At 61.9% G+C, this 14358-nt stretch carries 11 protein-coding genes and 1 pseudogene; 8 read left to right on the plus strand and 4 right to left on the minus strand.

The window, feature by feature from the left end; all coding sequences use genetic code 11:
* Positions 1 to 75 precede the first annotated feature (75 nt).
* Positions 76 to 1551 carry a mannitol dehydrogenase family protein gene (locus ASC86_RS15480; RefSeq protein WP_056322925.1) on the plus strand — a complete coding sequence of 492 codons (1476 nt, stop codon included), beginning with the start codon at positions 76 to 78 and terminating at the stop codon, positions 1549 to 1551.
* Positions 1552 to 1566: 15 nt separating this feature from the next.
* On the opposite strand, the gene ASC86_RS15485 is transcribed toward ASC86_RS15480, so the two are convergent.
* Both ASC86_RS15485 and ASC86_RS15490 read right to left on the minus strand, forming a co-directional pair.
* A complete protein-coding gene (locus ASC86_RS15485; RefSeq protein ID WP_056322928.1) occupies positions 1567 to 2403 on the minus strand; it encodes an amidohydrolase in 837 nt (278 codons plus the stop codon).
* Positions 2404 to 2485: 82 nt separating this feature from the next.
* Positions 2486 to 3280: an IclR family transcriptional regulator gene (locus tag ASC86_RS15490; RefSeq protein WP_056322932.1), complete on the minus strand. Its 795-nt coding sequence runs from the start codon at positions 3278 to 3280 to the stop codon at positions 2486 to 2488.
* 260 nt (positions 3281 to 3540) lie between these two features.
* Between ASC86_RS15490 and ASC86_RS15495 the strand changes: the two genes are divergently transcribed.
* From ASC86_RS15495 to ASC86_RS15525, 5 genes and pseudogenes are all read left to right on the plus strand, one after another.
* Positions 3541 to 4275: an SDR family oxidoreductase gene (locus ASC86_RS15495; protein WP_056322934.1), complete on the plus strand. Its 735-nt coding sequence runs from the start codon at positions 3541 to 3543 to the stop codon at positions 4273 to 4275.
* 63 nt (positions 4276 to 4338) lie between these two features.
* Positions 4339 to 5615 (plus strand): annotated as a pseudogene (locus ASC86_RS15500) (L-fuconate dehydratase).
* A 397-nt stretch (positions 5616 to 6012) separates the two neighbouring features.
* Positions 6013 to 8511 carry a DNA translocase FtsK gene (locus ASC86_RS15505; protein ID WP_244477622.1) on the plus strand — a complete coding sequence of 833 codons (2499 nt, stop codon included), beginning with the start codon at positions 6013 to 6015 and terminating at the stop codon, positions 8509 to 8511.
* A 179-nt stretch (positions 8512 to 8690) separates the two neighbouring features.
* The coding region (locus tag ASC86_RS15510) for a tetratricopeptide repeat protein (RefSeq protein WP_210170358.1) at positions 8691 to 9143 on the plus strand (453 nt) is incomplete at its 3' end.
* A 1045-nt stretch (positions 9144 to 10188) separates the two neighbouring features.
* Positions 10189 to 11166, plus strand: coding sequence for a tetratricopeptide repeat protein (locus ASC86_RS15525; RefSeq protein ID WP_162245011.1), 978 nt, complete (start codon positions 10189 to 10191; stop codon positions 11164 to 11166).
* A 53-nt stretch (positions 11167 to 11219) separates the two neighbouring features.
* Here ASC86_RS15525 and ASC86_RS15530 read toward each other — a convergent pair whose 3' ends face one another.
* Complete coding sequence (locus ASC86_RS15530) at positions 11220 to 12635, minus strand: PLP-dependent aminotransferase family protein (protein ID WP_056322949.1); 1416 nt, start codon at positions 12633 to 12635, stop codon at positions 11220 to 11222.
* A gap of 88 nt (positions 12636 to 12723) precedes the next feature.
* Between ASC86_RS15530 and ASC86_RS15535 the strand changes: the two genes are divergently transcribed.
* Positions 12724 to 13404: a pyridoxamine 5'-phosphate oxidase family protein gene (locus ASC86_RS15535; RefSeq protein ID WP_056322991.1), complete on the plus strand. Its 681-nt coding sequence runs from the start codon at positions 12724 to 12726 to the stop codon at positions 13402 to 13404.
* A gap of 71 nt (positions 13405 to 13475) precedes the next feature.
* Entirely contained in the window at positions 13476 to 14135 is a 660-nt protein-coding gene (locus ASC86_RS15540) for a GNAT family protein (protein ID WP_056322951.1), read from the plus strand.
* A gap of 1 nt (position 14136) precedes the next feature.
* Here ASC86_RS15540 and ASC86_RS25870 read toward each other — a convergent pair whose 3' ends face one another.
* Positions 14137 to 14292 carry a hypothetical protein gene (locus ASC86_RS25870; protein WP_156387075.1) on the minus strand — a complete coding sequence of 52 codons (156 nt, stop codon included), beginning with the start codon at positions 14290 to 14292 and terminating at the stop codon, positions 14137 to 14139.
* Positions 14293 to 14358 lie beyond the last annotated feature (66 nt).

A 14358-nucleotide genomic window follows, 5' to 3' on the forward strand; every position in this document is an offset into this window, starting at 1 on the left:
CGATCGAAGACGGAGTCGCCCCATGAAACGCACCATCGTCCCGCCGCGCAGGTCCCCCATTGGCGGTGCCGCGATATGGTGAGGGACATGCTGTCGCGCGAAACGCTCGCCCACCTGCCGGCCTCCGTCGAGCGGCCGACTTATGATCCGGCCGCGCTTTCCGTCGGCATCGTTCATCTCGGCATCGGCGCCTTTCACCGCGCCCATCAGGCCGTCTTTACCGATAGCGTGCTTTCGAACGATCCGGGCTGGGGTATTTGCGGCGTCTCGCTGCGCAGCCCGGAAACGCGCGATGCGCTGGCCCCGCAGGATGGCCTCTATACGTTGAAAGTGCAGGATGGCGGCGGCGAGCGGCTGCGGGTCATCGGCAGCATCGTGGAGGTGCTTGTCGCGACGGAAGATCCCGAAAAGGTGCTTTCGCGCATGGCGGCCGCGGCAACGCGCATTGTCTCGCTGACGGTGACGGAAAAGGGCTACTGCCACAATCCCGCAACCGGGCGGCTGGATGAAGCCCATCCCGATATCCGCCACGACCTTTCCCATCCCGAACGGCCGAAATCCGCTGTCGGTTTCATCGTCGAGGCGCTGGCGCTGCGGCAGGCGGCGGGGCTTTCACCCTTTACGCTGCTCTCCTGCGACAATCTCCCTGCCAACGGCCATGTGCTGAAGCGCGTCGTCCAGCGGTTTGCCGAGCTGCGTGGCCCGGAACTGGGCGCCTATGTCGCCGGCATCGCCTCGCCCTCGACCATGATCGACCGCATCGTGCCGGCGACCACGGATGCCGACCGGGGGGCGGTTGCAGCGGCACTCGGGGTTGCGGATGCCTGGCCGGTCGTCACCGAGCCCTTCAAACAATGGGTGCTGGAAGAGGATTTTCCGTTGGGCCGGCCACGCTGGGAGGCGGACGGCGCGGTCTTCGTCAAAGACGTCTCGGCCTTCGAACTGATGAAGCTGCGGCTTTTGAACGGCAGCCATTCGACCCTGGCCTATCTTGGCTATCTCGCCGGGGCCGAAACCGTGTCCGAAGCCATGCGGCTGCCGGGCATGGAGGCGCTGGTCGAGGGTCTGATGCGCGAGGAGGCGATCCCGACGCTGCCGCCGCTGCTCAGCATCAACCTCACACATTACCGCGCCGATCTCATTGCGCGCTTCAACAATCCGGCGCTCAGGCACCGGACATGGCAGATCGCCATGGACGGATCGCAAAAGCTGCCGCAACGCCTGCTGGGCACCATCCGCGACCGGATTGCGGCGGGCGAGGCCTATGGGCGGCTGGCGCTCGGCGTTGCCGCCTGGATGCGTTATGCGCGCGGGCTCGATGAGCGTGGCAATGCCATCGATGTCCGCGATCCGCTGGCCGGCAGGATTGCGGCCATGACGCAGCCGTTGAGTGCACCGGCTCGGATCGTCGATGCGTATCTCAGCCTGTCCGAGGTCTTTGGCGATGATCTCGCTAAGGATGCGGCCTTCCGGGATACGCTGACGGCGGCACTTTCGCGCCTGATGCTGGAAGGCGCGGCTGCCGTCGTGGCATCTTTCGGCCACGACTGACCAAAGGCGTCCGCCTCACAGCCCCCAGATGCGCCGCGCGTTGCCCGATAGCAGCTTCGTGCGCTCCTCCAACGAGCAGCCGGCAATCAGCGCGTGGGTGGCCGCGACCCAGGTCGAAAGCGTGCCGCCCAGAGTGCAGACCGGCCAGTCGCTGCCCCAGACGACGCGATCCCAGTCGAAGGCGCCGATCGTGTGCTCGACATAGGGGCGCAGCGTCTCGACATCCCAACTCTCCGCATCCGCATAGGCGATCACGCCGGAAATCTTGGCCGTGACGTTCGGGCGGCGGGCGATCTCGCTCATATGGCCGCGCCAAGGATGATCCTGCCCCTCTTTGATGCCGGGTACGCCGCAATGATCGAGGATGAAGCGCACATCGGGCGCGAGATCGGCAAGCGCGATGGCCTTCGGGATCTGGTGTGGCAGGACGCAGAGATCGAAAGTGAAGCGCGAGCCGCCAAGCCGCTTGATGTTTTCGCGGAAAGCCGCGCCTTCCGAGACATCATCCGGCACGACGTGCAGCACGCGGCGGAAGCCCTTGACGAAAGGGTTGGCCTGCTGCCGCTCCAGATATTCGGGAAAATCGGTGTTTTCCGGCCGGCCGGCGGCGATCGCGCCTTTGAGCAGGCTGCCCGGCATTTCGGAGAGCCGCTTTATCTCTCCGGTTTCCTTCTCCATGTCGGCCGGCTCGACATCCACCTCCATATGCAGCGCCGCGCCGATACCCGCGCGCCGGGCCTCCTGCGCATAGGTCCCGTAGAGAAAATCGCGGTCGAGGGCGGGTGTGGAGGAGAGCCAGGGATAGCGGAGCGCGGATTTGTCGATGAGATGCAGGTGGGTATCGATGATCATGACGCGGCTCCTCTTCGCTCGCGATCAAACCTCTCACAAGAAAATCAAATCTTCAAATAAGAATTTATCCTTGCAAGCCGTCCTATGCCGGCGGCGGCTGCACATCCGATCCGGCCAGAAGCGAAAGCTGGGCGGCCGTTTCCACCAGCATGGCAATGGTTTGGGTGATCTCCGGGGCGGCGGGATTGTTGACGAGAGTGATGTAGGGCACGGTCAGCGCCGCGATGCCCTTGCCATCCGGTCCGAGGATCGGGGCCGAAAGGTTGTAGACGCCGGCGGTCTGGGCGCTCGCCATCATCTCGTAGCCGCGCTCGCGGATCTGGTCGAGCCGGGTGTAGAATTCCAGCGGGAGCAAAACCTCGCTGCGGCTTTTCACATGCTCCGAGATCATCATCTCGCGCTCTTCCGGCGAGCGGAAGGCGAGCAGCACGTGGCCCGATCCGGTATCGAACAGGCTGATATGCGAGCCGACGCGGATCGAGATTCCCCAATAATCCGGGGCTTCTTGCTGCGCGACGACGACGGCCGAGCCGCGGTCGAACACGGCAAGCTGGTTGGCCTGCTTCGAGCGCTGCGCCAGCTCGCGCATCAGCGGCGTGGCATAGGAGGCGAGGCGGCGCACCGGCGCATGCAACTGGGCAAGGCCGAACAGTTTCAGGGTCAGCGAATAACGGTCCCCGTCGATGCGGGTGACATAGCCGCGCCGCACGAGGCGGTCGAGCATGCGGTAGAATTCATTGGGGCTGCGATTAAGCTTCTTGGCGATCTCCGCCTGGGTCAAGCCGCCATCGACGCCGGCCAGCAGTTCCAGAATATCCAGCCCCTTGTCGAGAGCCGGCGCGCGGTAACGGTCGGACTCGTCGTTGTCTGTCGTCATTGGCCCCTCCGTGAATATTGGTATTCGTATACGAATAGCGGTCGCACTTCAAACGAAGTTCACGCTTGACGATCAGTGAAATGTTGTCTGTATATGAATTAACAACTTACATATGGGGTAGGATGGAAAGCCGATCACCGCGGAGACGATGAGGAGGCGCCGCGGATCACCAGGTTGCTTATTCTTATGGTTATGATCGCTTACGCTTCACGAGGGCGATCCGAAGCGGCCATGTGCAGGGCCAACAAAGGACAGGAAACATGACGGACTATCTGCAGGGCAAGACGGTGCTGATCACGGCGGCCGCGCAAGGCATCGGCCGCGCCTCGGCGCTCGCCTTCGCGAAAGCCGGGGCGAAGGTTCACGCGACCGATATCAATATGGATGTGCTTTCGGAGATTTCCGGCACCGACGGCATCGTCACCCATAAGTTGGACGTGCTCGATGAGGCGGCCGTCAAGGCGCTCACCGCCGGGATAGGAGCGATCGACGTGCTCTTCAACTGCGCCGGTGTCGTCCACAATGGCTCGATCCTCGAAATGCCGGACAAGGACCTCGAATTCGCCTTCGACCTCAACGTCAAGGCGATGGTCCGCACCATCCGCGCCGTGCTGCCGGGCATGCTGGAGCGCAAGGATGGCGCGATCATCAACATGGCCTCGGTCGCCTCCAGCGTGAAGGGCGTGCCGAACCGCTTTGCCTATAGCGTCACCAAGGCGGCCGTGATCGGCCTCACCAAGGCGGTTGCCGCCGATTACGTCGCCAAGGGCATTCGCTGCAATGCGATCTGCCCCGGTACGGTCGAAAGCCCATCACTGCAGGATCGCCTGCGCGCCCAGGGTGATTTCGAGACCGCCCGCGCCGCCTTCATCGCCCGCCAGCCCATCGGCCGGATCGGGACGCCGGAGGAGATCGCCGACCTCGCCGTCTATATCGCCGGCGCGACCTACACGACGGGCCAAGCCTATAATATCGACGGCGGCTGGTCGCTCTGACCACCCGATTCCGCATTTGTCTGCCTGCCGCTGTGCGGCAGGCCTGAAACCGGAGCTCGCCTGATGGCCCGTATCACCAGCATGCGCGTCTTCGACCTGCGCTTTCCCACCTCGCAGAGCCTCGACGGTTCGGATGCGATGAACCCCGATCCGGACTATTCCGCAGCCTACGTTATCCTCGGCACGGACGAGGTGGGACTGGAAGGCCACGGGCTGACCTTCACTATCGGCCGCGGTAACGACATCTGCTGCACGGCGATCCGCGCCATGGAACATCTGGTCGTCGGCACCGATCTTGACACCGTCCGCGCCGCGCCCGGCAAATACTGGCGTCACCTGACAGGCGACAGCCAGCTGCGCTGGATCGGCCCGGAAAAGGGCGCGATCCACCTTGCGACCGGTGCGGTGGTCAATGCCGTCTGGGATCTTCTGGCACGCAGGCGGGCAAGCCCGTCTGGCAGCTCGTTTCCGAGATGAGCCCGGAAGAGATCGCCGACATCGTCGACTATCGCTACATGACGGATGTTTTGACCCGCGATGAGGCCGTCGCCATCCTGAAGAAAGCCGAGCCCGGCAAGGCCGGGCGCATCGCCACGCTGAAGCGCGAAGGTTATGCCTGCTACACGACCTCGGCCGGCTGGCTCGGCTATTCCGAAGAAAAGCTGCGGCGTCTCTGCCAAGAAGCCGTCGATGCCGGCTTCAACCATGTGAAGATGAAGGTCGGCCGTGATCTCGAAGACGATATCCGTCGCCTCACCATCGCCCGCGAGGTCATCGGCCCGGATCGTTACCTGATGATCGATGCCAATCAGGTCTGGGAGGTCGATCAGGCGATCGACTGGGTGAAGAAGCTTTCCTTCGCCGATCCCTTCTTCATCGAGGAGCCGACCAGCCCCGACGATATCGCCGGCCATCGCAAGATCCGCCGGGCGATCGGCCCGGTGAAGGTCGCGACGGGCGAGATGTGCCAGAACCGAATCATGTTCAAGCAGTTCATCGCCGAAGGCGCGATCGATATCGTCCAGATCGATAGCTGCCGCATGGGCGGGCTGAACGAGGTGCTGGCAGTGCTGCTGATGGCGGCGAAATATGAGTTGCCCGTCTGGCCGCATGCCGGCGGCGTCGGCCTTTGCGAATATGTCCAGCATCTGTCGATGATCGACTATATCGCAGTGTCCGGCACCAAGGAGGGCAGGGTGATCGAATATGTCGACCATCTGCACGAGCATTTCGTCGATCCCTGCGTGATCGAAAACGCTGCCTATAGGCCGCCGGAGCGGCCGGGCTTCTCGATCGAGATGAAGCCCGAATCGATCGCCGGCTACACCTTCGCCGGCTGAGCCATTGGCGACGCTTTTGCCGTCACACCTACAAAAAATCGCAAGAAAAAATTCCTCTTTCGAATCCGTCTCTTGGGCCTGCAGGGGGCGGATTTGGCGTTTTTCGGGCGCGCGTCGCGGGGGAAATTTCAGCCTCCGGGAGGCGTTGGCAAGGGGAGGTTAACCTTTATTTTCTATTGAAAAGAGGAGTGCCAATTGTCCGTCTTCGTCAAGTGTACAGGTTGCCATGAATCTTTCCCGGTCCAATTTCAATAATTCCGTCAATGCCATAGGGGAGGAAAAGGCAAAGCAGGGTGATAAGGGCCATGCGCCCGACCCGGCCGCGGTCGCCCGCCGGCCGTTAACGCCGTCTCAAACTCAGGCACCGGCGCCGCAGATGCGCCAGGATGCCGACGCTATGGCGGCAAACAGCATCGAGGGGCGCGGCGACATGCCCGTCTGGCAGAGCGCCTTCGTGCTCGGCCCGAACGTGCGCTTTACCCGCACGCCCGAAAGCGCCTTTGCCAAGCGCCCAGCCGCGGAAACGCCGCCGGCCGAGCCAGAAGCCGTCGAAATCGTGCCGGAGGCCATTGTCCCGGCCGAACGCCCGCCTGCGCTGATCGTCAAGCGCCCGCCGGCCGAACCGCAGATCGCCAAGCCGGAAATCATCCCGCAGCCGGTCGGCGCCCTTGCGCTGTCCTACCGTCTGCGCCGCGAACTGGCCCGCCGGCTGGAAGAAGAGGCGCGTGCCGTCGAAGAAAACCGCGAGGCTGATGGCCATGCCACCGAAATTCCGGCTGCGGTAGACACGCCGCCGCAAGCAAGCGTCGAAGAGCAGATCGATATCGCCTGCTTCCCGCTTGAGGCGGAGGTGGAGCCGGTTTCCGTTCCCGCCTCGATCCTTCCGAATGTCGGCAGCCATCTCTCCGATTATGCCTTCTGGGAAGCGATCGGTACTCCGGAGGCGGAAGACCTTCCCGAGCCCGTTGCGGCAAAGGCCATGGCCCCGATCGTTCCGGCACCCGCCATCGCCGCGCCGGTGATACTGACCGCCCCTGTTACCGTCACGCCCATCATCGCCACACCCGTTGTTGCGGCAAAGCCGACGTTGCCGTTGCCGGTCTTCGCCGCGCCGGAAATGTCCGTCGCCGCCCTCTACCGTCAGATTGATTGCCGCCCGCTGGTATCGGTGGAAGCTCCGGCCGTTGCCGAGCCAGTCGCCGTCGCGGTTGCCGAGCCGGTTACCGTCCTCCCGGTCGTGCCTGAACCTGTCGAACAGGCTCAGCCGAAGATCGAGATGCGCCCGCTGATCAAGCCGCAGTCGTCTCTGCCGTTCAATCGCGATGTCGTCTTTTCCGAAGGCGAATATGAGTTTCCGCCGATCGACCTGCTGCAGGAGCCGCGGATACAGGAAACCACCACCATGTCGCCGGAGGCCCTGGAGCAGAGCGCCGGCCTTCTCGAAAGCGTGCTGGAAGATTTCGGCGTCAAGGGTGAGATCATCGACGTGCGCCCCGGCCCGGTCGTCACGCTCTATGAATTCGAGCCTGCTCCGGGCGTCAAATCCTCACGTGTCATCGGCCTTTCCGACGATATCGCCCGCTCGATGTCGGCGCTCTCGGCCCGCGTCGCCGTGGTGCCCGGCCGCAACGTCATCGGCATCGAACTGCCGAACCCGGTGCGCGAGACCGTCTATTTCCGCGAACTGATCGAGTCCGGTGATTATACCGAGACCCGCCAGAAGCTGGCCCTTTGCCTCGGCAAGACCATCGGCGGCGAGCCGGTCGTGGCCGAATTGGCGAAGATGCCGCATCTGCTCGTCGCCGGCACCACCGGTTCGGGCAAGTCGGTCGCCATCAACACGATGATCCTGTCACTGCTTTACCGCCTGAAGCCGGAAGAGTGCCGCCTGATCATGGTCGATCCGAAGATGCTGGAACTGTCCGTCTATGACGGCATCCCGCATCTGCTGACGCCCGTTGTGACCGACCCGAAGAAGGCCGTCATGGCGCTGAAGTGGGCGGTGCGCGAGATGGAAGACCGCTATCGCAAGATGTCGCGGCTCGGCGTGCGCAATATCGACGGTTACAACACCCGTGCGGCAACCGCCCGCGCCAAGGGCGAAACCATCCTCTGCAGCGTCCAGACCGGGTTCGACCGTTCGACCGGCGAGCCGATCTACGAGCAGGAAGAAATGGACCTCGCGGCGATGCCTTATATCGTCGTCATCGTCGATGAGATGGCCGACCTAATGATGGTGGCCGGCAAGGAGATCGAAGGCGCGATCCAGCGGCTGGCGCAGATGGCGCGTGCGGCCGGTATCCATCTGATCATGGCAACGCAGCGTCCCTCGGTCGATGTCATCACCGGCACGATCAAGGCCAACTTCCCGACCCGCATCTCCTTCCAGGTGACGTCGAAGATCGACAGCCGCACCATCCTTGGCGAACAAGGCGCGGAGCATCTGCTCGGCCAGGGCGATATGCTGCACATGATGGGCGGCGGCCGCATCGCCCGCGTCCACGGCCCCTTCATCTCCGACGAGGAAGTCGAAAAGGTTGTCGCGCATCTGAAGACTCAAGGGCGGCCGGAATATCTCGGCACGGTCACCGAGGATGCCGACGAAATCGAGGACGCGGCGGAAGAAGATGCAGCCGTCTTCGACAAGACCGCGATGGGCGAGGACGACGGCGACGATCTCTATGACAAGGCCGTCAAGGTTGTCATGCGCGACAAGAAGTGCTCCACCTCCTATATCCAGCGCCGCCTGTCGATCGGCTACAATCGCGCGGCTTCGCTGGTTGAACGCATGGAACAGGAAGGCCTCGTCGGCCCCGCCAACCACGTCGGTAAACGCTCGATCATTGCCGGCGGCCGGGATGTGGCTGAGGTGCCGGGCGCGGATATGGAGATGTGAAAGAAGCCCGTAACCATCTTTCCCGTTAATTTTCTCTGCAGGCCTGCCGTCCACCAACGGCAGGCTTTTCCGCTTCACCTTTACTTGAACTGAAGCGTGGAAGCTGGACGGGTGAGATAGGCTCCTATAGCTTCCGCGATCATTGTTAGTTATTTTTTATGTATCTTTGAGGAGAGCAAATGAAGAATTTCCTTATTCTCGGAACCATGCTCGCGACGTTTCCTTTTGGAGCAGTCAATGTGCTCGCCGCAAATGCTCAGGGTGTTGAACAGAGCGCGGTGAAACCACCTGAGACCCTTGAGCAACTGCAAACCAAGATACGCACATCCACGGACCGTGAAGTGGTTCAGCGGGCCGTCGCGGATTTAGAGAAATTGGCTGAATCGGGAAATGCAGGTGCTCTCACCCGGATCGGTGAACTCTACCGAGACGGAACAGTCATTGCTGCTGATCCGCAGAAGGCCTTTGACGCATTCCAGCGCGCGGCCGATGCCGGCAATGCTTGGGGCAAGGTTAGCCTCGGCAATGCCTATATCAAGGGCATGGGCGTAGCGGCGGATGTTTCGAAAGGCCTGTCGCTGATTGAGGAGGTCGCGGCGAGCGGCAACGGTGGCCCGCCGTATTTCGGGTCCNCTGCTCAATACGCCCGGCGAAAGCTCCATTCCAGCGTGCGGCCGATGCCGGCAATGCKTGGGGCAAGGTTAGCCTCGGCAATGCCTATATCAAGGGCATGGGCGTAGCGGCGGATGTTTCGAAAGGCCTGTCGCTGATTGAGGAGGTCGCGGCGAGCGGCAACGGTGGCGCGCTTCAGGCGCTCGGCGACGTGTATTCGCGTGGCGGTCCTGTCGCCATTGACGGCGAAAAAGCGCTTTCTTATTACCAACGTGCGCTTGACGCTGGTAGTTCAGGTGTCCTCGTCCGGATTGGTGAACTCTACCGAGACGGAACAGTCATCGTGGCTGATCCGCAGAAGGCCTTTGACGCATTCCAGCGTGCGGCCGATGCCGGTAATCCAACCGGAAAGATTCGCTTGGGTGAAGCCTATATCACAGGCAAAGGCGTATCTAAGGATGCCAACCATATGGATCGACCGTGAACAATTCCTTGGCNCATCGTGGCTGATCCGCAGAAGGCCTTTGACGCATTCCAGCGTGCGGCCGATGCCGGTAATCCAACCGGAAAGATTCGCTTGGGTGAAGCCTATATCAAGGGCGTGGGCGTAGAGACAGATGTCTCAAAAGGTCTGTCATTGATCGAAGAGGTTGCCGCGACTGGCAATGGTGGCGCACTGCAGGCGCTCGGCGATGTGTATTCGCGTGGCGGTCCTGTCCCGATTGATGGTGAAAAGGCGCTTTCCTACTATCAGCGTGCGCTTGATGCCGGCAATACGGGTGTCCTCACCCGCATCGGTGAACTCTACCGAGACGGAACAGTCATTGCTGCTGATCCGCAGAAGGCCTTTGACGCATTCCAGCGTGCGGCCGATGCCGGCAATGCGTGGGGCAAGGTTAGCCTCGGCAATGCCTATATCAAGGGCATGGGCGTAGCGGCGGATGTTTCGAAAGGCCTGTCGCTGATTGAGGAGGTCGCGGCGAGGTCATCGTGGCTGATCCGCAGAAGGCCTTTGACGCATTCCAGCGTGCGGCCGATGCCGGTAATCCAACCGGAAAGATTCGCTTGGGTGAAGCCTATATCACAGGCAAAGGCGTATCTAAGGATGCCAACCATGGCCTCGCTTTGATAGAAGAAGCAACTGCGCAAAATAATAGCGCATTTTATACTCTTGGGGATTTTCTTTCTCGCGGTGATTTCGTCCAGGCGGACGCTGACGCCGGCATCAAGGCTTTCTTGGCCGCGGGAGAAGCCGGTAATGCCTATGCCTTCATTCGTCTCGGAGAAATTTATCGAGACGGGACCCTCGTGCCCAAAAACGCGAAGAAGTCGATCGACTACTATCGAAAGGCTGCTGCGATGGGGCAGAGCCAGGCGTTGTTGGCTTTAGGGGAAAACTACGTCTATCAGCGGTATGGTGCCAAATTTAACAAGAATATCGGTGTTCAACTGATCACGGATGCTGCCAAACAAGGAAATGAACAGGCGGTTGCGACATTGGCCAATTTGCAGATTTCCGGAAAGGGACTGCCAAAAAATGCTGCCAAAGCCGTGAAGTCGCTGACGGAAGCTGCGGACAGGGGTAATTCGCGCGCCGCAAATATGCTTCTGGCGATCTATAGGGACGGTCGAGGGAAAGACATTCCCCAAAATATTTCGAAAGCCCGCGATATTCTGGTTCGCTATGAGAAACTTTATGCCCCCCAAGATCTGGCACGTGAGCGTATTGTGCTTTTGGCGGCTTCCGCTACGTCGGTAACGGACTTCAAGGAGCTTGCCGCTTCCCTCTCTGGGGCGCCGCCCGCTATTCAGTCCAGCACGATTTCGCGCCTGCGCTACACGAACCCGAACGCATATGTGTACGTCGCACAGGATCGTTTGAAGCAGCGGGGCTTGTATTCTGGGCCGGTCAACGGGCTTTTGACGCGCTCGACCATCCAAGCCATGAACAAGCTTTGCCAGGAAAGTCCCTCGGCTAAGCGTTGCGACGGTGGACCGCTTGATAATGTGGCGGCGAACTTGATCTCGGTTTTGTTGAACTAAAACGACCGGATAACTCATACGGCGCGGAGCAAACTGCGCCGTATCCTCGTCGCTTATGATGCGGCTCGGTCTAAAATATCTACGATCGCTTCATGTAAGCGCCCCACATCCACCCGCGCGATCCCGAACAGCAGACCCGGCCTTGGGGCCGAAAGGTAGAACTGTGACATCGGCTGCAGCCCCTGGGCCTGCGCCCCCAGCCTTGAAACAAGCCCAATGTCGTCGGTCGCTCGGTCCTTGAACCAGGTTGCGAGTTGCAGGCCGCCGTGGCCTTTGGCGATCTCCAGCCGGTCGCCGCAGAGGCGGTCGAGGGTTGTTGTTATGGCCTGCATGCGCTCGGCATAGCGGGCGTTCATCTGGCGCAGATAGGCGCGCAGCCGGCCTTCGCGGATGAAATCGGCAAGGGCTGCCTGGATGTGAATGGCGGTAGCGAGGCCCTGGTGCTGCATGGCTTGCGAGGCTTGAGTCACGAGATGGCTGGGGACGATCGCATAGGCTATGCGCAGGCCAGGGGCCAATATCTTGGCGAAGGTGCCGAGATAGGCGACGACACCGGCGCGATCGATACCCTGAAGGGCCGCAATCGGGCGAGAGCCGTATTGGAATTCGCTGTCGTAATCGTCCTCGATAATGAGCGCACCGCTTTGCCTTGCCCTTTCAAGGAGGGCGAGCCGGCGTGGCAGGCTCATTGTTGCTCCCGTCGGATATTGATGGGATGGGGTGACGTAGATCAGGCTTGGGTCTGGTGCTCCGGCGCGGGAAACGTCGATTCCGGCGTCGTCGCAGGGGATGGCGAAAAGCCGCGCGCCGGCTTCCAGCATCAGACGGCGGGCGGAGGGATAGCTCGCTTCCTCCACCCAGGCGACATTGCCGGTATCGTCGCCGGGGCGGAGGATCAGCCGAGAGAGCAGATTGATGGCGGAACGGGTAGAGGGCAGTATCAGCACCTGTTCGGGTGCCGCCGAGATACCGCGGCTTGCGGTGGCATGTTCCAGCACGGCTTCCTTCAGATAAGGCAGGCCGCAGGCGTCTTCGTAGCCGAGGTCGTGGACGCGTAACGACCGCGCCCGAGCGGCAAGGCAGCGGCCCCAGGCGGCATGGGGAAAATCGGAAACATCCGGCGTGCCCGGCCGGAACATACCGTCGCCGGCGGGGGAAAGCTGCGGCGGCGGGGTCTCTTTCCGGAGCGGTGGGGCGGTATTCCAGGGTGCGGACGACAGCGTGGCGACGCGGGTGGCGGAGCCGGTCGTCGCCTCGATATAGCCTTCCGACTTCAGCCGGTCATAGGCGTCGACCACCGTGGAGCGTGCGACGGACAGGGTGACGGCCAGTTGCCGGGTGGAGGGCAGGCGCTGCCCGGCGGCGAGCTTGCCGCCAAGGATGCGGTCGCGCAGCGCCCGGTAAATCTGCCCCTCGAGATCGCCCGCCTTGCGGTCAAGATCCAGCCATGCGGGTTGAAGGATCGCCATGATAAAGTGGTTTGCCCAAAATGCGGAAAGTGGCTTTTTACATCAGGCCGCTTTTCCGGGCAATCTCATGGGGATCGATGAGGTAACCATGTCTTCTCCAAATTCTTCCGCTGATGTTTTTCCGGCCACCGAACGCAGCCGCTTGCGCCGCCGCCATGATCGCGGCAGCCACAAGCACGCCGATGTCTTTGCGGTGCTCGATGCCTGTCCCTTGAGCCATATCGGCTATACGATCGACGGCGCGCCCTATGTGACGCCGACGCTGCATTGGCGCGAGGGCGATCGGGTCTATTGGCACGGCTCCGCCGCCAGCCGCTTCCTGCGCAAGGTCGTGGATACGCCGGTCTGTCTGACCTGCAGCCTGCTAGATGGTTATGTGCTGGCCCGCTCCGCCTTCAACCACTCCGTCAACTATCGCTCGGCCATGCTGTTCGGCACGGCGCGCATCGTCGAGGACGTGGCTGAAAAGGCAGAGGCGCTGCGGCTGTTCACCGAGAGCTATTTTCCAGGCCGCTGGGAGCATCTGCGCCCGATGCAGGATCAGGAACTGAAGGCGACATCGGTGCTCTGGATGGACATCGAAGAGGCAACCTCCAAGGTGCGCGATGCGCCGCCCGGCGATCCCGAGGAGGCCGACGTGCCCGTCTGGGCCGGGGTCATTCCGGTGCGCAACGGCCTGACCGAAGCGCAACCTGCACCTGATCTTCACGGCGGCATTGCGCTGCCTGCCGAACTCGATGCGTTGATCCGGTCCGGCCGGCTGCGCTGACGCTGGATTCCCCCGCCGGAGCGTGCAAGATGCGCGTCGCCGGACCTTTTGACAGACCACAGGATATTGCAATGGAACTTTCCCAATGGAAGGGCGTGGAGCGCCCACAACGTATTGCCCTTGAAGGACGCTATGTCCGGCTGGAGCCGCTGAGTGTGGAGCGCCACGGCCATGATCTTTTCACGTCCGCCCAAGCGCCGGGGGCCGACGATCGCTTCCGCTATCTCTTCGAGGAGACGCCGGCAGACTATGCGGCATTCCTGCCCTGGCTCGAAAAGGCGGCGGCCTCGGAAGACCCGATGTTTTTCGCCGTCATCGACAGGAAGACGGACCGTGCCGAAGGCCGTCAGGCGCTGATGCGCATCGATGCCGTGCACGGCGTGATCGAGATCGGCAATATTCTCTGGGGGCCAGCCATTGCCCGCACACGCATGGCGACGGAAGCGCTCTATCTCTTTGCGTCTTACGCCTTCGATAGGCTCGGCTATCGCCGGTTCGAATGGAAATGCAACAATCTCAATGCACCTTCCAAGCGTGCGGCCGAGCGTTTCGGCTTCACCTTCGAAGGCGTCTTCCGCCAGCACATGGTGACCAAGGGCGGCAACCGCGACACGGCCTGGTTTTCGATCATCGACGGCGAATGGCTGGCCCTGAAGGCGGGTTACGAACGCTGGCTGCAGCCGGAGAATTTCGATGAGGACGGCCGGCAGAAGACGACGCTGAGCTTCTGAACTACTGTTCCTTCGGGATAGAGGCCGTCGTTTCCGCGGAAACGCCGGCCGGAACCGCTGGGGCGGGGGTGCGCGATATGGCGATGTGCAACGCGCCCGAAACGATCAGCGATAGCGTGACCACCGCCAACAATGCACCCCATTGCGTCTTGACCATGTGACATGTCCTTCCTCTGTCGCCGGAGCCCCTTTCGAGCGTCGAAGAACGGTAATTGTGCGACGC

This window comes from Rhizobium sp. Root1212 (genome assembly GCF_001424985.1).
Taxonomy (GTDB): domain Bacteria; phylum Pseudomonadota; class Alphaproteobacteria; order Rhizobiales; family Rhizobiaceae; genus Pararhizobium.